The following is a 22,067-nucleotide window of genomic DNA, read 5'->3' on the forward strand; positions in this document are numbered from 1 at the left end:
ATAGCTATCGGAGGCCAAAGCCCTTATAATGCAGAGTAAGCCTATGCGCCCGTTACGATAGAGAAACTGCTCCGAGACAAAAACATCAAAGCCCTGGCCCTGGATGGCGTGGTTACACATGCGGCCAGCGTGCATGCCGCCTGGAGGCGCATGTTAGACGGCCACCTGCAACAGCGCGGGAAGCAGGAGGGCGGGGCATATGAGCCGCTCCACATCGCCGCCGACTCCAGGCAGTATATAGACGGAATCCCGTGCTGCGAAGGCGTTCGCAATTCAAGGAGCAGAATTTTAAAACACGGTGCCGGCCTGGTACCGGATAAATTCCCTACAGGATAAAACGTATGAAAAACCAACCGAATGCATCCGTTCAGAAACACGAGCCCAAAGATCTTCCGTCTGCGCTGGCAGACGTCCCGAAGCTGATAAACGGCAGAAAACCGGCTGTTTTCCTGGACTACGACGGCTGCCTGAGCCCCATCGTGAAAAACCCTGACAAAGCAATCATGACCGAGGAGATGCGGGGCACGCTGCGGCGGCTGGCCGATGTGTGCCGGGTGGCCGTGGTAAGCGGCCGCGACCGCGCCAACGTCGAGAAACTGGTGCAGCTCGACAACCTGTATTATGCTGGCTCCCACGGCTTCGATATATCCGGCCCCAACAACATGCACACCGAGCCTGGCGGCGCCAAAGCAGCCATCCCCGCCCTTGAGAAAGCTAACAAGACACTGGACGAGCGGCTGAAGGACGTGGAGGGCGTGCTGGTAGAGCGGAAGCGCTATGCCATTGCCGTGCATTACCGCAACGTGCCCGACGAGAAGGTGCCCTATGTGCTGCAGGTGACGGAGGATGTGATAGGCCAGCACCCGGAGTTGAAGAAAGGCCCCGGGAAAAAGATTATGGAACTGAAGCCGAACCTCGACTGGCACAAAGGCAAGGCGGTGCTCTGGCTGATGGAGGAACTCGGCCTCAACCAGCCCGACACACTGCCCCTCTATATAGGCGACGACATTACCGACGAGGACGCTTTTGCCACCCTCCAGAGACGTGGCATCGGCGTGATGGTGGGAGAGCATGACGAGCAGACTGCGGCCGAGTACCGGCTGGAGGACGTGGAAGAGGTGCAGGCTTTCCTGGAGGCGCTGACCCAAGCCATCAAAAACCAAAAGCATGCATGAGCCGATGGCGCAGGCGCGGGTATATATGGAGCCCAAAGCGCAGACCCTCGAATCAGCGCTACAGGAGGAGGAGGGGTATATAGGCCAGTGTTTCCGCCTTACCTGTGTGCAGGGGCAGCCGGTGCGCGTGGAGAACCTGGCGCAGCTGCACACCTCCCGCGACGTGCCACCGCCGAGGGCATCTACCTATGGGTTATGGCCAGCACCGTGGACCTGGTGCAGCGCTGTTTCATTTGGCTCGAGTTAAGGGACAACGTTCTTTGGCCCCAACCCGTTTTACCTGCGGAAACAGGCAGTTTGTAGTTTCAGCTGCGCTACCGCAGCCACTGGTTTTCGCTTCAGTTCACACATCAGAAGCTTCGCACCACCGTGGCCAGGGGGGCTCAAGCATATGAAAATTGGGGTAAAAGTGAGCGTGTACACCTTTAAGACCAGGGGCCAGCGGGAATTTGGCATTGGCTGAGCTAAGCAGCAGCAGGACGCCTTTTCTTTACAATAAAAGTCCTTTCCATCCCATATATAAATTCATGAAATGAACGAGATCATCACCATCACACTTAACCCTGCCCTGGACAAGAGCACCTCCGTAAACCATGTGCAACCCGAAAAAAAGATGCGCTGCAAAGCCCCGCGTTACGAGCCTGGCGGCGGCGGCATAAATGTATCTCGCGCGCTCCGGAAACTAGGTGGCAGCTCCAGCGCCTGGTTCCTTTCCGGAGGGGCCTCCGGCGAAAGGCTTTGCGGGCTGCTCGAAAAGGAAGGGGTGGATTTTAAAACCGTCAAAATAAAAAACTGGACCCGCGAAAACCTGATGGTGGTGGAGGAAACCAGCGGGAACCAGTTCCGGTTCGGGATGCCAGGCCCCGAGGTGACGGAGGAGGAGTGGCGGCAACCCCTGACGTGGCTGGAGGAACTGAAGGACGAGGAGCTGCCGAAATACGTGGTGGCCAGCGGCAGCCTTCCCCCCGGCGTGCCGGACGATTTCTACCTGCAGGTGGCGGAGATAGCCAACCGCCGTGGCTTCCGGCTGGTGGTGGACACCTCGGGCGAGGCCTTGGTGAAGGCGGCAGGAGAGGGCGTGTACCTCCTGAAGCCCAACATGCTGGAACTGGGCACCCTGATAGGCAAGGAGCAAGTGTCGGCGCTGGAGCAGGAGCAGATAGCGGAGCAGGTGATCCGTGAGGGCAAGTGCCAGGTGCTGGTCGTCTCGCTGGGGCCGCGCGGGGCCATGCTTGCCTACCGTGGCGGGCGCATCAGCTACTTCGTTTCGCCGGCGGTGCGGCAGCAAAGCGCCGTGGGGGCTGGCGACAGCATGGTGGCAGGCATGGTGCTCAGCCTGCTGAGGGGCTGGGATTTGGAAGAGGTAGTGCGCTACGGCGTGGCCGCCGGCACTGCCGCCACTATGACGCCCGGCTCTGAACTCTGCAAAAAGGATGACACGGAGAAAATTTACAAATGGCTGCAGGAGCACAAGTAAGCCGCGATGCAAGGGAGCTTATAATTTATATAGCGCGAGCACCCGCTTGCTCCATAAATTTTCAGGAGGGTAACTTCGTGATTAGAGCATTGGGTTCTGATAGGGACAGATCGTGGACTGTCCCGAGCGAAGTCTCCGGGAGGCTCTAGGGTAGCAAGCCACAGGCGAGGACGCTCGCGCCATCTGCAGTGGCTGCGTGGTATAGCAGGCCATATATAAAACAGAAAAGGTGGGGCATGCCCCACCTTTTCTGTTTTATATATGGCCTGTTTATATACAGCCTTCGATTAAGCGTTGCGGTTGATGGCGTTCAGGTCCGTAAAGGCCTCTTTCAGACGCTTGATGAAGGTTTTCTCGCCTTCGCGCAGCCACACGCGCGGGTCGTAGAACTTCTTGTTCGGGGAGTCCTCGCCCTCCGGGTTGCCAATCTGGCTCTGCAGGTAATCGTGCTTCGCATCAATATAATCCCGGATGCCTTCCAGGAAGGCCCACTGCATGTCGGTGTCAATGTTCATTTTCACGGCGCCATACTCGATAGCCTCGGTTATCTTCGCCTTCTCAGAGCCGGAGCCGCCATGGAACACGAAGTTCACCGGGTTTGGCCCTTTGCCGTACTTCTCCTGGATAAACTGCTGTGAGTTCTTCAGAATTTCAGGGCGCAGCTCCACGTTGCCGGGCTTATATACTCCGTGTACGTTTCCGAAAGCGGCGGCTATGGTGAAGCGGTCGCTTACTTTATTCAGTTCTTCGTAAGCTAGGGCCACCTCTTCCGGCTGCGTGTACAAACGGGCGCTGTCCACGTCAGAGTTGTCGACGCCGTCTTCCTCGCCGCCGGTCACGCCCAGCTCTATTTCTACCGTCATGCCGATCCTGTTCATACGCTCCAGGTAGCGGGAGCAGGTCTCGATGTTCTCCTGGATGTGCTCTTCCGAAAGGTCCAGCATATGGGAGCTGAACAGCGGCTTGCCGTGCTCTTCAAAGTACTTCTCACCAGCATCCAACAGACCGTCTATCCAGGGGAGGAGCTTTTTGGCGGCGTGGTCGGTGTGCAGGATCACGGGCACGCCATATGCCTCCGCCATGATATGCACGTGGTGCGCCCCCGACACAGCACCGGCGATGGCCGACTTCTGCAGGTCGTTGGCCAGGCCTTTGCCCGCGTAGAACTGCGCGCCGCTGTGCGAGAACTGCACGATAACCGGAGAGTTCACTTCCCTGGCTGTTTCCAGCACCGCGTTAATGGAGTTTGTACCGATGACGTTCACGGCCGGTAAGGCAAAGTTATTTTCATTGGCGTACTTAAACAGCTCAGTTACTTCTTCGCCGTACAATACACCAGCTCTGAATCTTTTTTTTGTTTCGCTCACAGTTTTTAATGATTAAGGTTTTGACATTTTCAACTGACTCCATGCTTTCTTACGATGCTGCTAAGGAATCATTTGCCAGTAAATTTACTATATAGTTTAGAATTAAGGAAATCGGCCCCGATTTATATTAGCGAAGCCGCATGATAGGCCAGTCTATATATGCCGGTGCAACGAACTCACAGGCTGCCATCCCGAACGCTGTGCGATATATATTTGATATATAAAACAGCTATTGCACAGCTACACTGGCTCTCTACTGCTCCCGCCTCAAGCGTGTTCGGGATGACAGCACAATGCGGTTTGGGCTTGCGTTATCGCTTTCAGAGCGCCGTATAGATGCCGCATCACTACTAAATATATATGCGCCTGAAGTGTTGGTGTTATATATAGCCATCTGCACAGCCATATATAAACCTAATCAAAAACGATAATTCTGTCTTTGTGCTTGCCGCGCATGTGGCCGCGGATAATCTGTTGTATGTCCTTGTTGTCGTTGTAGCGCCTGATGGCCCCTTTGAAATCATCCAGAGACTGCGCGGAGAACGTTTCGTCCACGAAGCCGAAGCCGAGGTAGGTGCCGTGCTCCACCACCACCACCGATTTCTCGCCGGGCTCCCGCCCTTTGCCCACAATGGCGAAGTTGTTGTGCTCGAAGGTGAAGGACTCGATGGCGGCCTCCACGCGCTTGTTGTATACGGCAGGGCTCTCCTGGCCCACGCAGGCGCCCTTGCACTGGTGTACCTGGTAGTCGAAGCAGGCGCCGTTGGTCTTATACAGGTCGCACAGCTTCTGGCAGAGGTTGTATTTGGCGACCTTGTGATACAGAAACCCTTTCGCCTTAAACTGGTTCGAGAGCGCGATGATGGGCGTCAGGCTCACATTGTCGGCTTTGTTCACGCTGCCAAACGACAGGCGCTTGTAGCCGTTCCCATCTTCATACACATAAATGCCAGTGTTGAACACCGAGCGGCGCTGCTGCCGGTTGTAATGCGGCTTCATCCGCTTTATCTCCGCCGACTCAAACAGCAGGGCCACCAGTTCGTTGCCCATCACCTCGTAGGTGATTTCGGCGATGCTGTTCTTGAAGTCCAGTGACTTGCGGCTCTTGTAATCGATGTTGAAGTGCTGGATGATGCGTTTTTTGATGTTGATGCTCTTGCCGACGTATATCACCTCGCCCGCCTCGTTGTGGAAGTAGTACACGCCCGGCACCATCGGCAGCGCGTCCACCTGCTCCTTCCGGATGGCCGGGGGCAGCAGCGAGGTCTTGATTTCCTCTTTCAGCACCTGCGTGGTGTTGTCGGCCGCCATGTTCTGGTTACCGTCCACCACCGGGCGGTTTAGCTTCAGCAGCCTGTCGAAGAGCACGGCCGTGGCCTCGGCGTCGCCGATGGCGCGGTGGCGCTGCTTCAACTCAATGTCGATGCTTTTGCAGAGCTTGCCCAGGCTGTAGGAGGGCAGCCCCGGAAGAAGGGAGCGGCTGAGGCGCACCGTGCAGAGCGTTTTACGCTGGAAAGTATATCCTAAATCCGCAAACTCTTTCTTGATAAAGGAGTAGTCGAAGCGCACGTTGTGGGCCACAAAAACCTTCCCCTCGGTAAACTCCACGATCTCCTTGGCCACCTCGTAGAATTTGGGCGCGTCCTGCACCATCTCGTCGGTAATACCCGTCAGCTGCGATATAAAAAAGGGGATGGGGCGCTGCGGGTTGATGAGCGTGTTGTACTGGTCTACAATCTGATGCCCGTCATGGATAAAAATGGCAATTTCGGTGATCCTGTCCTGGGCCGGCTGCCCGCCGGTGGTCTCAATGTCGATGATGGCGTACAAGGTGCTGTGGTTTTGGGCTCATATATATAACTGCGCGGCAGGTGCCGGAGGCTTCTATGCTAACCAATTTTATTAGCATTCGGTTTCAAATAGGCCGCGCCACACGCAACAAACACAGCAGGATGCAGCATATCATTCCTCTTTCTTTTTGCCGTGCCCCAGGCCGTTGTACATCTCTGTAAAAAAGCCCTTGATTCTGCCCCTTCTTTTTTTCGGTTTCACGTCGTCTATGTCGGCCAGCAGAAAGCCCAGCGGCTCCAGCGGCGGGTAGGCATCAAAGATGACTTTCAGCGTGGCTATCACGGGCAGGGCCATGATCATCCCGGCGGCGCCCCATATCTCGCCCCCCACCAGCAGGGCCACGATGGCGGCAAAGGGGTTGATGCTGACTTTGGAGCCCACGATGAAAGGCGTGATGAAATTCCCCTCCAGGAACTGCACAAAGGCAAACACCCCCACCACCAGCACCGCGTCGATGAGGTGGCCGGTAGTGGCCAGCGCAATCAGGGCGGGCAGCAGCGAGCCGATCATGATGCCGATGTAGGGGATGATGGTGAGGATGGAGGCGAACACGCCGAAGAAAAGGGCATACTTCACGCCCAGCAGCAGCAGGCCCGCCGAATTCAGCAACGATACCACCACGATCACGACCATCAGACCGGAGATATAACTCTGCACGACGCGCTGGATATCGATGATGGTATGGATCAGGCCGCCGCGCTTGTCTTTCGATACCAGCTTGAACAGGAACTGCTCCAGGTGGTCGCGGTAATAAAGCAGGCAAAACACATAAATCGGTACAACCGTGAAAGCCGCCAGGAAACCGGTTGTCAGGGAGATGGTGCTGCCCAGGAAGGTGGTGGCGATGTCCTGCAGGCTGGTGATCATGTTGCGGACGAGGTCGGTGCGGTTTCTGGGCTGTATGCCAAACTTCTCGTACAGGAAGCCCTGCACGCGCATCACCAGGTCGCTGATGTTGCTGCTGATGGTGTCCAGCTCCGACGTCAGGCTCAGGAGCTGCGACGACAGAAACCAGATGAGCAGCCCCAGCACCGTCACCACCAGGATAATGCTGATGATAATGGCCAGCGGGCGTGGCACCCGTGCCTTCTCCAGGTCGCGGTTGAGGGGCAGCAGGAGCAGGGAGAACAGCATGGAGAAGGCCAGCGGCACGAAAATGGACTTGAACAGCTGCAGGAGCCAGATCAGCAGGATGACGCCGAGCAGCAGCACCACGACCTTAAAATATTTAGGTAATTTTATCTCCATCTATATAGCTTTTACGCACCGGCGCGCCAGGAAAGAATCTGATCCACAAATTAAAGCAAAAGAAGCTGCAAAACATATCAAAATAACTGTCCGGATTTGCTAAAAATAATAGCAAATATTTGTGTGAGGAAATATGGGAATAGGAACTTCTGAGCCAAAATATCAGTTTTGTTTGCAGAGAAGCTACAATTTGCGTATATTTGGCTAATAAATTTAGTATTAAGGCGATGGATTTCCTGACAGTGCAGACGGGCCGGAACTAATTATGAGGTCTTGTCGCTTATATTTTTCTATATTTCCGATCGATTTTACCACATCAAGTACACTTACGCTGAAAGAATGGCAGAGTTAGCGCACAACAATAACTACAACGAAGACAGCATCCGGTCATTGGAGCCGCGCGAGCACATCCGGCTGCGGCCCGGCATGTACATCGGCAAACTAGGCGACGGTTCCTCAGCGGACGACGGGATCTATATACTGGTGAAAGAGGTGATCGACAACTCCATCGATGAACACGTGATGGGGCACGGCAAAACCATCGAGGTCAAAATCTCCGACCACCGCGTGCAGGTGCGGGACTATGGCCGTGGCATTCCGCTGGGCAAGGTGATCGACTGCGTGAGCAAGATAAACACCGGCGGTAAGTACGACAGCAAGGCTTTCCAGAAGTCGGTGGGGCTGAATGGCGTGGGTACGAAGGCGGTGAACGCCCTCTCCAGCCACTTCCGGGTGCAGTCGGTGCGCGACGGGCAGATGAAGGTGGCCGAGTTTGAGCAGGGGGTGCTGACGCAGGATTTTGAACTGCAGGAGACGAACCAGCGCAACGGCACGCTCACCTCGTTTGTGCCGGACGAGGCGATCTTCAGGAGTTTTCAGTTCAACCCGGACTACCTCGAGAACCAGATATGGAACTACGTGTACCTGAACGCTGGCCTCACCATCAACTTCAACGGCAAGAAGTTCTACTCAGAGAACGGCCTGCTGGACCTGCTGCGCAACAAGGCGGACGAGGAGAGCATGCGCTACCCGATCATCCACCTGAAGGGGGAGGATATTGAGCTAGCCTTAACTCACGGCAACGATTACGGCGAAGAATATTACTCCTTCGTGAACGGGCAGTACACCACCATGGGCGGCACGCACCTGGCGGCCTTCCGGGAGGCGATCGTGAAGACGGTGCGCGATTTCTACAAGAAAGACTACGATGCCGCTGATATACGGGCCTCTATTGTGGGTGCTATTTCGCTGCGCGTGCAGGAGCCGGTGTTTGAGTCGCAGACCAAGACAAAGCTGGGCTCTATTGACATGGGACCCGACGGACCGGCGGTGCGCGCCTATATAAACGACTTCGTAAAAGAGCACCTCGACAACTACCTCCACAAGAACCCCTCAACAGCCGAGGCGCTTAAGAAGCGCGTGGAGCAGAGCGAAAGGGAGCGTAAGGATATGGCGGGCGTGAAGAAGCTGGCGAACCAGCGCGCCAAAAAAGCGAACCTGCACAACCGCAAGCTCCGCGACTGCCGCCTGCACTTCAACGAGGACAAGCACGAGAACGCGCTGCTTTCCACCCTGTTCATCACCGAGGGAGACTCGGCGAGCGGGTCCATCACCAAGTCGCGCAACGTGGACACCGAGGCGGTCTTTAGCTTGCGCGGCAAGCCGCTGAACTGCTTTGGCCTGAAGAAGAAGGTGGTATATGAGAACGAGGAGTTTAACCTGCTGCAGCACGCCCTCAACATCGAGGAAGGCCTGGAGGGGCTGCGCTATAACCGCGTGGTGGTAGCCACTGACGCGGATGTGGACGGCATGCACATCCGGTTGCTGCTGCTCACTTTTTTCCTGCAGTTTTTCCCCGATCTGGTGAAAAACGGCCACGTGTATATACTGGAGACGCCGCTGTTCCGGGTGCGCAACAAGAAGGAGACGATCTATTGCTACAACGAGACCGAGAAGCAGGAGGCCATCAACAAACTAGGCAAGCGTCCGGAGATTACGCGCTTCAAGGGTTTGGGTGAGATCTCACCGGACGAGTTCGGAAAGTTTATCGGCGACAATATCAAGCTGAAGCCGGTGATCCTGCACAAAGACACGACGATACAGAAAATCCTGAGCTACTATATGGGCAAGAACACGCCCGAGCGCCAGAGTTTCATCATCGACAACCTGAAGATTGAGAAAGACATAGTGGAAGAAGTGTATGCATAACGAGGAGTTGAACAACGAAGAATTAAATCACGAAGACGAATTGGAGGTCACCTTTTCCGATGGCGGGGGCGAACTGATCCACAACGTGACGCCCGTGGCCGGCCTTTATGAAAACTGGTTCCTCGACTATGCTTCCTATGTGATTCTGGAGCGTGCGGTGCCAGCCATCGAAGACGGCCTGAAGCCGGTGCAGCGGCGCATCCTGCACGCCATGAAAGAGATGGACGACGGCCGCTTCAACAAGGTAGCCAACGTGATCGGGCAGACGATGCAGTACCACCCGCACGGCGACGCCTCCATCGGCGATGCCATGGTGAACCTGGGGCAGAAGGATTTGCTCATCGAGACGCAGGGCAACTGGGGCGATGTGCGCACCGGCGACAGTGCGGCGGCCCCTCGCTATATAGAGGCGCGCCTTTCGAAATTTGCCCTGGATGTGGTCTTCAACCCGCAGACAACGCAGTGGCAGCTGAGCTACGACGGCCGCAAAAACGAGCCAGTCACGCTGCCTGTGAAATTCCCGCTGCTGCTGGCGCAGGGCGTGGAAGGCATCGCCGTGGGTTTGTCCACGAAGATTATGCCGCACAACTTCCGCGAGCTAATCAAAGCTTCCATCGATGTGCTGAAGGGGCGCAACACGCAGCTCCTGCCGGACTTCCCGAACGGGGGGCTGGTGGATGTGACAAACTACAACGCCGGTATGCGCGGGGGCAGAATCCGCATGCGCGCCACCATCGAAAAGGAAGACAAAACGATGCTCGTCATCCGGGACGTGCCCTATGGCATCACCACCACCGGCCTGATGGAGTCTATCGTGAAGGCGAGCGAGAACAACAAGATCAAGATCAAGAAGGTGATCGACAACACGGCGGCCGATGTAGAAATACAGGTACACTTGCCGCCCGGTGTTTCCCCGGACCTAACCATTGATGCGCTGTATGCCTTCACCGACTGTGAGGTAGCCATATCTCCGAATACCTGCGTCATCATCAACGACAAGCCACACTTCCTGAACGTGGACGAGTTGCTGCGCATCTCCACCTTCAAAACGGTGGACCTGCTGAAGCGCGAGCTGGAGATACGCAAAGCCGAGCTGGAGGACAAGTGGCATCATTCTTCCCTGGAGCGGATTTTCATCGAGAACCGCATCTACCGCGACATTGAAGAGTGCGAGACGTGGGAGGCGGTGCTGAACGCCATAGACAAAGGGCTGGACCCCTTCAAGCCGCTGCTGCGACGCGAGGTAACGGAAGAGGACATTGTGCGGCTGACGGAGATCCGGATCAAGCGCATCTCGAAATACGACTCCTTTAAGGCTGATGAATATATAAAGAAGCTGGAAGAGGAGATGGCCGAGGTGGACGATCACCTGGCGCACCTTATCCGCTATGCCATTTCATATTTCGAGGGGCTGCTGAAGAAGTACGGGCAGGGCCGTGAGCGCAGAACACAGCTGAAGACGTTTGATGTGATTAACGCGCAGAACGTGGCCATTGCCAACCAGAAACTATATATGAACGCTAAAGACGGCTTCATCGGCACTGGCCTGCGCAAAGACGAGTTCGTGTGCGACTGCTCCGACATGGACGACATCATCGTGTTCCGCAAAGACGGCAAGTTTATGGTGACGAAGGTGGCGGAGAAAACCTTTGTCGGCAAAGACATTATCATGGCCGGTGTATATAACAAGAACGACGAGCACATGGTGTACAACATGATTTACCTGGACGGTAAGTCCGGTGTGTCGTATGCCAAGCGTTTCTCTGTCAAATCCGTTACCCGCGACAAGGAATATGACCTGACTAAGGGAGAGAAAGGCTCTAAAGTGCATTACCTGACGGCCAACCCGAACTCAGAGTCAGAGGTGGTGACCATCAACCTGTCGCCCCAGTCCTCGGCGCGCGTGAAAGTGCTGGATTATGATTTTGCGGAGTTGATGATCAAGGGCAAGGGCTCCAACGGCAACATCGTGACCAAGTACCCGGTGAAGAAAGTGGTGCAGAAAAGCCTGGGCGAGTCGACGCTGGGCGGCCGCGAGATATACTACGACGAAGTGATCGGGCGCCTCAACACCGAAGGCCGCGGGCGCTACCTGGGCTCCTTCAACACCGACGACACCATCCTGGTGGTGTATGAAGACGGCAGCTACGAGCTGACCTCCTTTGACCTGGCGAACCACTATACCGTGGAGAAGATCAAGGTGCTACAGAAGTACGACCCGGAACTGATTATATCGGCCATATATTACGAAGGCGACAATAAAACCTACTATGTGAAGCGTTTCAAAGTGGAGACTTCCACGGTAGGCAAGCGTTTTGCCTTCATCCCGGAGACCAAGGGCTCCCGTTTAGAAGCTGTTTCCACACATCCGGAGCCGCTGGCGAGCATCTCCTTAAAGCGCGACCGCCGCGGTGAGAAGGAGACGGAGAAGCTGCTGCTGAGTGAGTTCATCGATGTGAAAGGCTGGAAGGCGCTGGGTAATAAACTGAACTATTACAAGGTGCTGGATGTGGCCTTGCCCAGGATGGCGGCAGTGGACCACCCGGAGGATGAGAAGGCGAAGGGAAAGAGGGCGGCTCCCCGAAAGGGACCGGCCGCCGTGCCCGCTGAGCTTAAGGAACTTGCAGAAGAAGCCGCCCGAAGCAGCAGCATCCAACCTCCCGAAGCCGATAACGTAGAACCCGGTATGGAGGATGACACGGAGATGAGGGCGTTGAAGCGAAAAAAACAATTGGATCTTTTTTAGGTCCTATATAGGGTGCCGCTTGCATAAGTCCATCCGATTCCGTAGCTTGTAGAGGGAGAGATGACGTATGAAAAGACTTATCAGCATATATATAATTGCATGCCTTCTCTTGACGGTTGCATCTGCCCCTATGGCGAAAGGGGAGCCAGCCGCTGGCTACGAGCAACTGCTGCAACAGGCCCGGCAACTCCTGAACAGCTACAAAGACAGCGAGGCGCTGCAGCTATATGAACAGGTAATCTCCCTTGCACCGGATAATTACGAGGCGCTTTGCAAAGCCAGTTTCCTGCACTGCCGCATCGGCGACCGATATTCAGACGAGACTTCGAAGATCAACCATTTCCTGAAAGCGAAGCAGTACGCGCAGCAGGCCTATGCCCTGAACCCGGATGATGCGGAGTCTAATTACGTGATGGCGCTCTCGACGGGCTATGAGGCGATGGTGGCCGGGCCCAGGCAGCGCCTGATCGACATCAACGAGGTGAAAAGTTTCGTGGATGCCGCTTTGGCGCGCGACAACCGGCACGCCGGCGCCTGGCACCTCATGGGCCGCTGGTACTTCAAGATGGCCAACCTGAACCTGGCCGAGAAGATCGCCTCCAAAATGCTTTTCGACGGGGTTTGCGGCGAGGCCACCAACGAGGCGGCAGCTAAGGCCCTGGAGAATGCGGTGGCCTATGCCCCCAACAACATCCAGTACTACTATGACCTCGCTTGTGTATATGCCGAGATGAAAGACGCCTCCTCCTGCAGAAACACCTTGCAGAAAGCTATCTCCCTCAACTACCAGACGACAGAGGAGTTGGAGTTGAGCAGGCGCTGTAAACTGATGCTACAGGCGCAACAAAAGCAACAAAAGCTGTAAACCCATACAGCTATATACTAGCCTGCCCCCAACCGGTGGCAGGCTTTTTGTTTTCTGGCTGCGGAAGCGGGTTAGTGGCGTTTGGTTAAAAAGTCTTAATTTAGCGCGTGGTAGTTGCTCCCTATAAAGTATAAGAAGGCCGTTGATGGTGCGAGTGTCCAGATGCTTGTTGTTGGTATTGCCGGTGCTTTTCGCCTCCTGCAACCTAAAGGAGGGGAAAAGTGAAAAGATGGTGAACCTGCAAGAGGTGCGGCACGACCCGGAGGCGCAGCTTGCCAACCTGACGGCGGCCATCGGGCAAAATAGCCGCGACGGCAGCTTATATGCCCGCCGGGCGCTGGTATTGCTGCGCACGGGGCAGTTGCAACAGGCCCTGGATGACGCAGACATGGCCATAAGGCTGACGCGCAACGAGCCCTTCAGCCTTTTTGTGAAAGCGCAGGTGCTGCGGGCGCTGGGCAGGCCGGAGGAGGCATTGCCGCTGGCTCTGCAGGCCGAGCGCAACTCATATCAGAGTGCTTCGCTGTACGTGCTCTTAGGAGAGATGTACCTGGAGCGGGGAGCGTATCAGCAGGCGCGTTTGTACCTGAACAAAGCGCAGGAGCTCGCCCCGGACGATGAATACGCTTTTTATTACAAAGGGCGCGTAGCGGAAGTAACCGGCGACACGGCCCAGGCGCTGAGACTTTATCGCCTTGCTCTGAAGCAGGCACCAGCCTTTATGGAGCCGAAGCGCGAGCTTAGCGGGCTGCTGCTAGGGCAGCAACGGTTTGAGGAGGCGCGGCCCTATATAACCACCGCCCTGAGCACGGATCCGGAGGAGGGGATGCTGTGGTACTACAGCGGCCTTGTGCTCCAGGCATCGGAAAAGCAGGACAGTGCGCTGGCGGCATTTGCCAAAGCGGTTGCCCTGAACGACACCATTGCGGGGGCGCACTACTGGCTGGGGCTGCAACAGCACAAACTCGGCAACAACGAGGCGGCTATAGCGCATTTGGAAAAAGCTGAGGCCATATATAGCACCGAACCGAAATACCTGAGCACGCTGGCCAGTGCCTACGAGCGCACAGGTCAGTTCATGAATGCCTTAGAAGCCTACCAGCGCCTGGTGCAGGTCGCACCGGGCAACTCGTATGCTTATCAGGCCATCAGCCGCCTGAAATATAAAATTGCAAACCCAAGGCCTGCCAGCACAGTGGTACAGCAGGCACAGACAGAACAATAGAGAATGATGATCAACATTACACTGCCGGATGGTTCCACACGCGCTTATGAGCAAGGCGTGACGAGCTTGGAGATTGCGCAGAGCATCAGCGAGGGCCTTGCCCGCAACGTACTTGCCGCCAAAGTAAACGACACCGTTTGGGATTTGTCGCGCCCCATTAACGAGGATGCACGGGTGCAACTGCTCACCTGGAACGATGACCTGGGAAAGAATACTTTCTGGCACTCTTCGGCCCACCTGCTGGCCGAGGCGCTGGAGGAGCTTTATCCGGGCGTGAAATTTGGGATAGGCCCGCCGGTGGAGAACGGCTTTTACTACGACGTGGACCTGGGCGACCGTACGTTCTCCCAGGACGAATTTGCAAAGGTGGAGCAGAAGATGCTGGAACTGGCACGCAACAAGAGCGAGTTTACACGGCGCGAGGTATCAAAGGCGGAGGCGGTCGCCTACTTCACGGAGAAAGGCGATGAGTACAAACTGGACCTGATCAAAGATCTGGCCGACGGCACCATCACCTTCTACGAGCAGGGCAACTTCGTGGACCTTTGCCGAGGGCCCCATATCCCCAACACGTCCTATATAAAAGCCGCTAAGCTTATGAACGTGGCCGGTGCCTACTGGCGCGGCGACGAGTCGCGGAAGCAGCTGACCCGTATATATGGCGTCACGTTCCCGAAGCAGAAAGAACTGACAGAGTACCTGGAGCGCCTGGAGGAGGCCAAAAAACGCGACCACCGCAAGCTGGGCAAAGAACTGGAGTTGTTCGCCTTCTCCGAGAAAGTGGGTATGGGCCTGCCGCTGTGGCTGCCGAAGGGCACCCTGCTGCGCGAGCGCCTCGAGCAATTTATGCGCAAGGCGCAGATGCGCGCTGGCTACCAGCCGGTGGTGACGCCCCATATAGGCAGCAAAGAGTTATATGTCACCTCCGGCCACTACGAGAAGTACGGCGCCGACTCGTTCCAGCCGATCAAGACGCCAAACGAAGGGGAGGAGTTCCTCCTGAAGCCCATGAACTGCCCGCACCACTGCGAGATATATAAAGTTCGCCCGCGTTCCTACAAAGAGCTGCCGGTGCGCCTGGCGGAGTTCGGCACCGTGTACCGCTACGAGCAGAGCGGTGAGCTGCACGGCCTGACCCGCGTGCGCGGCTTTACCCAGGACGACGCCCATATCTTCTGCCGCCCCGATCAGGTGAAGGAGGAATTCCTGAAAGTAATTGACCTGGTGCTGTATGTGTTCAAAGCCTTGGGCTTTGAGGACTACACCGCCCAGATATCGCTGCGCGACCCGGAGAACAAGCAGAAGTACATCGGGAGCGACGAGGTGTGGGAAAAAGCGGAGAGCGCCATCATAGAGGCCGCCGCCGAGAAAGGGCTGCGCACCGTAACCGAACTGGGGGAGGCTGCGTTTTACGGACCTAAGCTCGACTTCATGGTGAAGGATGCGCTGGGCCGCAAGTGGCAGCTTGGAACCATTCAGGTGGATTATAACTTACCGGAGCGGTTCCAGTTGGAGTACATCGGCGCTGATAACCAGCGGCATCGCCCGGTCATGATCCACCGCGCGCCCTTCGGCTCTTTGGAGCGCTTTGTGGCGGTGCTGATAGAGCACTGCGGCGGCAGTTTCCCGCTGTGGCTGAGCCCGGAGCAGTTTGCCATTCTGCCGATATCCGAAAAGTACCAGGACTTTGCCCAGCAAGTGTATGAGCGCCTGCAGCAGGAGGACATCCGCGGCTTTGTGGACAACCGCGACGAGAAGATTGGCCGCAAGATCCGCGATGCGGAGGTGCGGAAGGTTTCCTTCATGCTGATTGTGGGGGAGAAGGAGCAGGAGAGCGGCTCTGTGTCGGTGCGCCGGCACGGGGAGGGCGACGTCGGCACCATGACCGTGGACGAGTTTATCGGGTTCTTCCAGGGCAAAGTTGCTGAGATACTGAACAAATAAGGGAAGTTGTTTTCATTTTGATGTATTAATTGCGATATTCGCACTTTGATTATAAAACTAAATTAAGGAGGTAAAACTATAGCTACTCAAAACAGGCGCTACATCCCACGTGGTAAAGTGGAGGAGCCATACAAAGTCAATGAAAAAATAACTGCCAGGGAAGTCAGGGTGGTTGGAGACAATGTAGAGCAGGGCGTGTACTCGACAAGAGACGCGCAGCGAATGGCCAATGAGCAGAATCTTGACCTGGTTGAGATTTCGCCGACAGCTAATCCTCCGGTGTGCCGCATCATCGACTACTCGAAATTCAAGTACGAGCAGAAGAAGAAGACGCGCGAGATGAAGGCGAAAGCCCAGAAGGTGGTTATCAAGGAAATCCGTTTCGGTCCCAACACCGACGACCACGACTTTGAGTTTAAGCTCAAGCACGCCAAAGGCTTCCTCGAGAGCGGTTTTAAGGTGAAGTCATACGTGCATTTCGTAGGCAGGTCTATTGTGTTTAAGGAGAGAGGGGAGATTCTGCTTCTCAAGTTTGCACAGGCCCTGGAAGATGTGGCGAAGGTAGAGCAACTGCCGAAACTGGAGGGAAAGCGGATGTTCCTGATTCTTTCTCCGAAGGCGGCTGCACCTGCCAAGAAGTAAATTTTCTAAATCAATTATATAACCATGCCAAAAGTAAAAACTAAATCTGGTGCAAAGAAGCGTTTTTCTTTGACGGGTACTGGCAAAATCAAGCGCAAGCACGCTTACAAAAGCCATATCCTGACCAAGAAAACGACGAAGCAGAAGCGTAACCTTACTCATGTGGGCCTTGTTAGCGCAGCTGACACCGACAGAGTAAAAGCCATGCTCAACATTTAATTATTTCAGGTTAATTATCAGTACGAACCAAGTGCCTGGTTTTTTAAAGATTCAATAATCACCAGTCGCTAAAACTCACAAGAAATGCCAAGATCAGTCAATGTCGTAGCCGCACGACACAGAAGAAAAAAAGTAATGAAAATGGCCAAAGGTTACTTTGGCCGTCGCAAAAACGTTTGGACAGTTGCGAAGAACGCAGTTGAAAAAGGTTTAGGCTATGCCTACCTCGACAGAAAAGTGAAGAAGAGAGACTTCAGAGCGCTCTGGATCCAGCGTATCAACGCGGGTGCCCGTGAGCACGGTCTGTCTTACTCAGCGCTGATGGGCGCCCTGAAGAAGGCGAACATCGACCTGAACCGCAAGGTGCTTGCCGATCTGGCGATGAACCACCCAGAAGCTTTCAAAAGTATCGTTGAGAAGGTAAAGTAATTTACCTGCACACATAGATTCAGGAAGGCTTAGCGTGTTGCTAAGCCTTTTTGTTTATAGTAATATATAGATCAGCGTCAGGACCGTGCAGGCAATCATTTTTTGCGGCTTCCATACCTGGGAAGTCTCCCTTACTATATAATCCGCTTCTTCAACAGTCATAGGCGCATCAGCCTCGATCTGCTGCGCACACGCCACCGGGAAGCGCCGCTCCGGGAGTTCCGCCTGATTTTTGCAATCTGCCTTGCGGCTGATAGTACCAACTCATCGTATTGCGGCGGCAAAGGCCGCTGCTGGTATATAGGATTGCCATATAGGCAACGTTTCCTACGGGACCTTGCTAATACCCTAAAATTCATCTTTTGTTTTTAACAAAGAAGTCAGTCGGCAATAGTATATTTGAAAAATTTTGTGAGTATGATAGAGCGAAGCGATAGGCTCCGGAACGTCACGTACGAACTGCGCGGGCCGGTATATGAGAAGTCGAAAGAACTTGAGCGGAAGGGGTTTTCCGTCACCAACCTTAACATAGGCAACCCGGCGCCTTTCGGTTTCAACGCACCGGCCGAAGTGATTCAGCACATGGCGCAGAACCTTGTCAATGCACAGGGCTATTCAGACCACAGAGGACTTTTGAGCGCCCGCGAGGCGGTAAAACGCTACTACGAGAGAATCGGGCTGCAGGACATAAATGCCGATGATGTGTTTCTGGGCAACGGTTTGAGCGAACTGATCATGCACTCGGTGCAGGCGCTGCTGAACGACGGCGACGAGATGCTGATACCTTCGCCGGACTACCCGCTCTGGACGGCTGCCGTTTCATTTTCAGGGGGCAAACCGGTGCATTATATATGCGACGAGTCGTCGGACTGGTTCCCGGATATAGCCGACATCAGGAGCAAGATAACGCGCAGGACCAAGGCCATCGTGCTCATCAACCCCAACAACCCCACGGGTGCCGTTTATTCCAAAGAGCTGCTGCAGGAGATTGTGAAGGTGGCGGAGGAGCACAACCTGATCATTTTCTCTGATGAGATATATGACAAAATCCTGTACGATGGAACAGTGCATACCCCCACGGCGCTTTTGACTGACTCGGTGCTGTGCATCACGATGAGCGGCCTGTCCAAAAACTACCTGGCGGCTGGCTTCCGGGCAGGCTGGATGCTGCTGAGCGGTGCCAAAGCCAAGGCAGCGGATTATATAGACGGGCTGAACACGCTGGCCAGTTTGCGCGTGTGCAGCAATGTGCCGGCGCAGTACGCCATACAGGTGGCCCTGGAGGGTACACCCTCCGTCCGGGATCTGGTGCTCCCCGCAGGCCGTTTAGGACAGCAGCGGGCCTTGTGCCACGAGAAACTGACTGCCATACCAGGCATCTCCTGCGTGAAACCCATGGGCGCCTTTTATATGTTCCCGAGGATAGACGCCAAAAAATTCGCCATCCACAACGACCAGCAGTTCGTGATTGACCTGCTGGCGGCGCAGCACATCTTCGTGGTGCAGGGGAGCGGCTTTAACTGGCACCAGCCCGACCATTTCCGGATCGTGTACCTGCCGCCGGTGGAGGTGCTGGACGAGACACTGGACAAGTTTGCGCGCTTTTTGGAAACCTACAGGCAGTCGCCCAGAGCAGCAAAAAAGAATAACGCGGCGCTCTCCCTGTCCAACCAAGTACTGGATTAGCAGTTTTAATCATCCCTATATATAAGAAGGCCGCTGCAGACAATACTGCAGCGGCCTTCTTATATATAGGGAGCAGTTGTAATTCGTAACTCGTAATTCCTAAATGGTGTGTTCTGCTCTTTCAGGTAGTCCACCAGCGGCTGGATGTAGGCGACATGGCGCGATTACTCAACTCTTCGCCGGTTTTCACTTTCAGCATTTGGCGCCAATCGGCGGAGGCACCCGGTTTACGATGTCGCGCAGCAAATCGCCCGCTACCTTCTTGCTAAGGCGGTGGTAAGGCCGGTCATGGTGATGTTTTTCATCGGTGGGTTCTATATGTGAATGGAGGTTTTTGAGCCAAGTTCAAACTGCTGCGCACGCATTTTATATATGCTTAACTGGTTTACAATCAGTAAAGTTATCTATATATTGCTGTAGTTTATATTGAAGTAAACAGTGCAAAATCGGATGTGAGCTTGTTCTGAAAACTAACGCAGCTCCTCTGGCCGTTCCGTCAGTTGCGCCTCCTGCAGCAGGTTGTCATCCAGGGTTTTGCTTGTCTTGGCGCCTAGCTCCTTCAGAATCTCCACACGCCGGATGAGGTTCCCTTTGCCCTCGGTAAGTTTGTTCATGGCGGCATTGTAGGAACTCTGGCTGTTTTCGAGGTGCTTGCCGATTGTCTTCAGATCCTCCACAAAGCCTACAAATTTGTCGTAGAGCCTGCCGCTTTCTTCGGCTATGCGGAGCACATTGCGCTTCTGGTCTTCCTGCCGCCACACGCCTGCCACTGTGCGCAGCGTGGCCAGCAGGGTAGAGGTGGTGACCAGCACAATGTTGCGGTCGAAAGCGTCGGTGAACAAATCGTGGTCGTGCTGGAGGGCCAGGCTGAATGCTGGTTCGATGGGGATATACATCAGCACGAAATCGGGGGAGTTGATGCCGGCGAGGCGGTGGTAGTTTTTGCGCCCTAAATCAGAAAAGTGCGTCCGCACCGAGTTGATATGGCTGCGCAGGTACACTTCCTGCTGGTGGTCGTCCTCGCAGCTGCAGTAGGCCTCGTATGCTACCAATGACATTTTAGAGTCGATGATGAGGTGCTTGCCGTCGGGCAGGCGCACGATTACATCGGGGCGGTATATCCTGCTCTCGTCGTTCTGGCGCACTTCCTCGCGCTCGTAATGCACGCCCTTCCGCAGCCCTGACTTTTCCAGCAGGCTCTCCAGCAGGTACTCGCCCCAGTTGCCCTGCGTCTTGCTTTCGCCTTTCAGGGCGCGGGTCAGGTTCAGGGCGTCCTGGCTCATCTGCTGGTTCAGCGAGGCCAGTTGCGTGATTTGTTCTTTTAGGGAGATGCTGTCCTTCAGGCTCTTTTCGTAGGTTTGATCAACCTTTGCTTCAAACTCTTTAATGCGCTCTTTCAGCGGCGAGAGGATGCGCTCCAGGTTTTCGGAGGAGGCTTTGTGGAAGTGCTCGGCATTCGTCATCAGCACCTGGTTGGAGATGCTTTGGAACTGCTGCAGGAATTTCTCGCGCAGCTGCTCCAGTTCCCGGCCCTGTTCCTGCAGGCGAAGCTTCAGGTGGTCGTAGTCGGTTTCGGTTTTGGTAAGGGCGTTGGTCAGTTCCAGGGTTTCGGTCTGGGCCTCGCGCAGCAGTGCCTTCAGCTGCTCCGACTCCTCCTGCCGCTGCTTTGCCTGCCCCTCCAGTACGCCCTGCGTCACGGCGGCCTGATTTGCCAGTTGTTGCAGGGCGTTCAGCTTGCCTTTCAACGCCAGATAAGCCACCACCAGCCCGGCTAAAAATGCCGCTATTCCTACCAGTATCTCCATGAGGTAAAGATAGAGCTTTTTAGCACATGCTGTTCATGAATTACTAATGAAATTAGTTTAACAGTATGCTGCCCTGACCACCAGAAAACTTCACTGCTGCAAGAATGGATGAGTAAAACTGAGATTGCAGCCAAAGCAATGGTCTGGCAGTTCTTTCATATATAGGGTATATATGAAAAACCAATCCATTTTATATATAACTCGATTTCTGGTCTATAAAATGGGTTGGTTTTGATGGCAAAAGCTAGCTCTTTATTGATCGGGGGTTCAGGAGGAATTGTTTTACAGCATTGCAGGCTGGTGGTGGAAGGAACTACTGAACCAGGCGCAATAATACCTATCCTCCTGTATGCAGGGATATAGGATTATTCCCCTCTTTCTTCGGCTCGAGCTTCACCAGCACGGTGGTGGCAAAGTAGCCGGAGCCGCCGTCTTTCACCACGCGCCAGCCCATCTCTTCCAGGTCCTGCTTGATGTAGCGGTTGAGGAAGCCGTGCGCCACCAGCACCACTTTCGGTTTTTCCTCCGTGGCTTCTGCAAGCAACTCCGCAGCTTTTTCGGCGCGCGCTTTGGCCTCTGCAAATGTTTCAATGTCTTGTTCACCGAGCCCCAGCATCCACCGGAGACGTGCTGACGCAGTCCAAAGCTTGATCGGCAGCTTAAAGTTGAAATTGCGCCTGTTGATGCGGGTTTCAAATTCCCGGAAGTCCGGGGATACCGTCATGTCCGTTGAGTCGCCGAAAAGATAACGTGCGGTGGCCGTTGCCCGGGCAATGGAACTGGTGAAGATGGCCACCTCCTCCGGGCGCTCTATCTCAAAAAAGGGCTTGTCCGGCACCACAATCCCGACGCTGTCGTATTTGGTGACATACTGGCGCGCCTCCTCGAAGGAGAATTTCCCTGTTTTGGCAATGTCTGGCTCGCCGTGGCGCACCAGTGCAATCTGGCGCAGGTTGCTGTAATCCGGCACCACCTCATCTTCCGGTAATATGAAGCGTGTTTCTTTGGCTACAGGTATGCCGTTGGCAGTAACAACGTCCGCGTTAGCGGTAATGGTCCTGTACTTTTGTGCAATGCGTTCTATTGTCTGCTTGATGGGGCTTTTCTGCTGTGCGTGGGAGGGGAATGTGTTTAAAATTGCAAATAGGGATGTAGCAAGGAATAATGACTTCATATATAA

The 22,067-nt window shown here is 54.9% G+C and carries 17 protein-coding genes; 12 read left to right on the top strand and 5 right to left on the bottom strand.

The window, feature by feature from the left end; translation table 11 throughout:
- Positions 1-341 precede the first annotated feature (341 nt).
- The 3 genes from otsB (at position 342) to GSQ62_RS20375 (ending at position 2,652) form a co-directional block, all read left to right on the top strand.
- The gene (gene otsB / locus GSQ62_RS20365; protein WP_161891207.1) at positions 342-1,175 is read left to right on the top strand and encodes a trehalose-phosphatase; all 834 of its coding nucleotides are present in this window, start codon (positions 342-344) and stop codon (positions 1,173-1,175) included.
- Entirely contained in the window at positions 1,168-1,422 is a 255-nt protein-coding gene (locus GSQ62_RS20370; protein WP_161891208.1) for a hypothetical protein, read from the top strand. Before otsB ends, GSQ62_RS20370 begins: the two co-directional genes overlap by 8 nt.
- Before the next feature lie 285 nt (positions 1,423-1,707).
- A complete protein-coding gene (locus tag GSQ62_RS20375) occupies positions 1,708-2,652 on the top strand; it encodes a 1-phosphofructokinase family hexose kinase (protein ID WP_161891209.1) in 945 nt (314 codons plus the stop codon).
- A 287-nt stretch (positions 2,653-2,939) separates the two neighbouring features.
- On the opposite strand, the gene fbaA is transcribed toward GSQ62_RS20375, so the two are convergent.
- The 3 genes from fbaA to GSQ62_RS20390 all read right to left on the bottom strand — a co-directional run bounded on the left by fbaA (position 2,940) and on the right by GSQ62_RS20390 (position 7,118).
- On the bottom strand, positions 2,940-4,019 hold the full coding sequence (fbaA, locus tag GSQ62_RS20380; protein ID WP_161891210.1) for a class II fructose-bisphosphate aldolase: 1,080 nt from the start codon (positions 4,017-4,019) through the stop codon (positions 2,940-2,942).
- Between the two features lie 414 nt (positions 4,020-4,433).
- A complete protein-coding gene (locus GSQ62_RS20385) occupies positions 4,434-5,849 on the bottom strand; it encodes an exonuclease domain-containing protein (protein ID WP_161891211.1) in 1,416 nt (471 codons plus the stop codon).
- A gap of 132 nt (positions 5,850-5,981) precedes the next feature.
- Positions 5,982-7,118: an AI-2E family transporter gene (locus GSQ62_RS20390; protein ID WP_161891212.1), complete on the bottom strand. Its 1,137-nt coding sequence runs from the start codon at positions 7,116-7,118 to the stop codon at positions 5,982-5,984.
- 339 nt (positions 7,119-7,457) lie between these two features.
- On the opposite strand from GSQ62_RS20390, the gene GSQ62_RS20395 reads away from it, so the two are divergent.
- The 9 genes from GSQ62_RS20395 to GSQ62_RS20435 all read left to right on the top strand — a co-directional run bounded on the left by GSQ62_RS20395 (position 7,458) and on the right by GSQ62_RS20435 (position 19,082).
- On the top strand, positions 7,458-9,326 hold the full coding sequence (locus tag GSQ62_RS20395) for a DNA topoisomerase IV subunit B (protein WP_161891213.1): 1,869 nt from the start codon (positions 7,458-7,460) through the stop codon (positions 9,324-9,326).
- Positions 9,319-12,072, top strand: coding sequence for a DNA gyrase/topoisomerase IV subunit A (locus tag GSQ62_RS20400; RefSeq protein WP_161891214.1), 2,754 nt, complete (start codon positions 9,319-9,321; stop codon positions 12,070-12,072). Before GSQ62_RS20395 ends, GSQ62_RS20400 begins: the two co-directional genes overlap by 8 nt.
- Positions 12,073-12,202: 130 nt before the next feature.
- Positions 12,203-12,937 (top strand): hypothetical protein, encoded by a 735-nt coding sequence (locus GSQ62_RS20405; RefSeq protein WP_161891215.1) that lies wholly within the window; start codon positions 12,203-12,205, stop codon positions 12,935-12,937.
- A gap of 229 nt (positions 12,938-13,166) precedes the next feature.
- Positions 13,167-14,162: a tetratricopeptide repeat protein gene (locus GSQ62_RS20410; RefSeq protein ID WP_161891216.1), complete on the top strand. Its 996-nt coding sequence runs from the start codon at positions 13,167-13,169 to the stop codon at positions 14,160-14,162.
- A gap of 6 nt (positions 14,163-14,168) precedes the next feature.
- The gene (gene thrS, locus GSQ62_RS20415) at positions 14,169-16,106 is read left to right on the top strand and encodes a threonine--tRNA ligase (RefSeq protein WP_161891550.1); all 1,938 of its coding nucleotides are present in this window, start codon (positions 14,169-14,171) and stop codon (positions 16,104-16,106) included.
- A gap of 117 nt (positions 16,107-16,223) precedes the next feature.
- Positions 16,224-16,748, top strand: a complete 525-nt coding sequence (gene infC / locus GSQ62_RS20420) for a translation initiation factor IF-3 (protein WP_161891217.1) — start codon at positions 16,224-16,226, stop codon at positions 16,746-16,748.
- Between the two features lie 24 nt (positions 16,749-16,772).
- On the top strand, positions 16,773-16,967 hold the full coding sequence (gene rpmI, locus GSQ62_RS20425; protein ID WP_161891218.1) for a 50S ribosomal protein L35: 195 nt from the start codon (positions 16,773-16,775) through the stop codon (positions 16,965-16,967).
- A gap of 84 nt (positions 16,968-17,051) precedes the next feature.
- Entirely contained in the window at positions 17,052-17,396 is a 345-nt protein-coding gene (gene rplT / locus GSQ62_RS20430) for a 50S ribosomal protein L20 (protein ID WP_161891219.1), read from the top strand.
- Positions 17,397-17,813: 417 nt separating this feature from the next.
- On the top strand, positions 17,814-19,082 hold the full coding sequence (locus tag GSQ62_RS20435) for a pyridoxal phosphate-dependent aminotransferase (protein ID WP_161891220.1): 1,269 nt from the start codon (positions 17,814-17,816) through the stop codon (positions 19,080-19,082).
- A gap of 470 nt (positions 19,083-19,552) precedes the next feature.
- Here the strand turns inward: GSQ62_RS20435 and rmuC are convergent, their stop codons facing one another.
- Positions 19,553-20,887 carry a DNA recombination protein RmuC gene (gene rmuC / locus GSQ62_RS20440; protein ID WP_161891221.1) on the bottom strand — a complete coding sequence of 445 codons (1,335 nt, stop codon included), beginning with the start codon at positions 20,885-20,887 and terminating at the stop codon, positions 19,553-19,555.
- A gap of 337 nt (positions 20,888-21,224) precedes the next feature.
- Entirely contained in the window at positions 21,225-22,061 is an 837-nt protein-coding gene (locus GSQ62_RS20445) for a histidine phosphatase family protein (protein WP_161891222.1), read from the bottom strand.
- Between the last annotated feature and the right edge of the window lie 6 nt (positions 22,062-22,067).

The sequence above is a fragment of the Pontibacter russatus genome (assembly GCF_009931655.1).
Taxonomy (GTDB): Bacteria; Bacteroidota; Bacteroidia; order Cytophagales; family Hymenobacteraceae; genus Pontibacter; species Pontibacter russatus.

Coding starts and splice junctions, on each gene's coding strand:
- GSQ62_RS20375 (WP_161891209.1), top strand. CDS start 1,708: ATGAACGAGATCATCACCATCACACTTAACCCTGCCCTGGACAAGAGC.
- GSQ62_RS20410 (WP_161891216.1), top strand. CDS start 13,167: ATGGTGAACCTGCAAGAGGTGCGGCACGACCCGGAGGCGCAGCTTGCC.
- GSQ62_RS20400 (WP_161891214.1), top strand. CDS start 9,319: ATGCATAACGAGGAGTTGAACAACGAAGAATTAAATCACGAAGACGAA.
- rmuC (WP_161891221.1), bottom strand. CDS start 20,887: ATGGAGATACTGGTAGGAATAGCGGCATTTTTAGCCGGGCTGGTGGTG.
- otsB (WP_161891207.1), top strand. CDS start 342: ATGAAAAACCAACCGAATGCATCCGTTCAGAAACACGAGCCCAAAGAT.
- GSQ62_RS20390 (WP_161891212.1), bottom strand. CDS start 7,118: ATGGAGATAAAATTACCTAAATATTTTAAGGTCGTGGTGCTGCTGCTC.
- GSQ62_RS20370 (WP_161891208.1), top strand. CDS start 1,168: ATGCATGAGCCGATGGCGCAGGCGCGGGTATATATGGAGCCCAAAGCG.
- rpmI (WP_161891218.1), top strand. CDS start 16,773: ATGCCAAAAGTAAAAACTAAATCTGGTGCAAAGAAGCGTTTTTCTTTG.
- GSQ62_RS20435 (WP_161891220.1), top strand. CDS start 17,814: ATGATAGAGCGAAGCGATAGGCTCCGGAACGTCACGTACGAACTGCGC.
- thrS (WP_161891550.1), top strand. CDS start 14,169: ATGATCAACATTACACTGCCGGATGGTTCCACACGCGCTTATGAGCAA.
- GSQ62_RS20405 (WP_161891215.1), top strand. CDS start 12,203: ATGGCGAAAGGGGAGCCAGCCGCTGGCTACGAGCAACTGCTGCAACAG.
- GSQ62_RS20445 (WP_161891222.1), bottom strand. CDS start 22,061: ATGAAGTCATTATTCCTTGCTACATCCCTATTTGCAATTTTAAACACA.
- GSQ62_RS20395 (WP_161891213.1), top strand. CDS start 7,458: ATGGCAGAGTTAGCGCACAACAATAACTACAACGAAGACAGCATCCGG.
- rplT (WP_161891219.1), top strand. CDS start 17,052: ATGCCAAGATCAGTCAATGTCGTAGCCGCACGACACAGAAGAAAAAAA.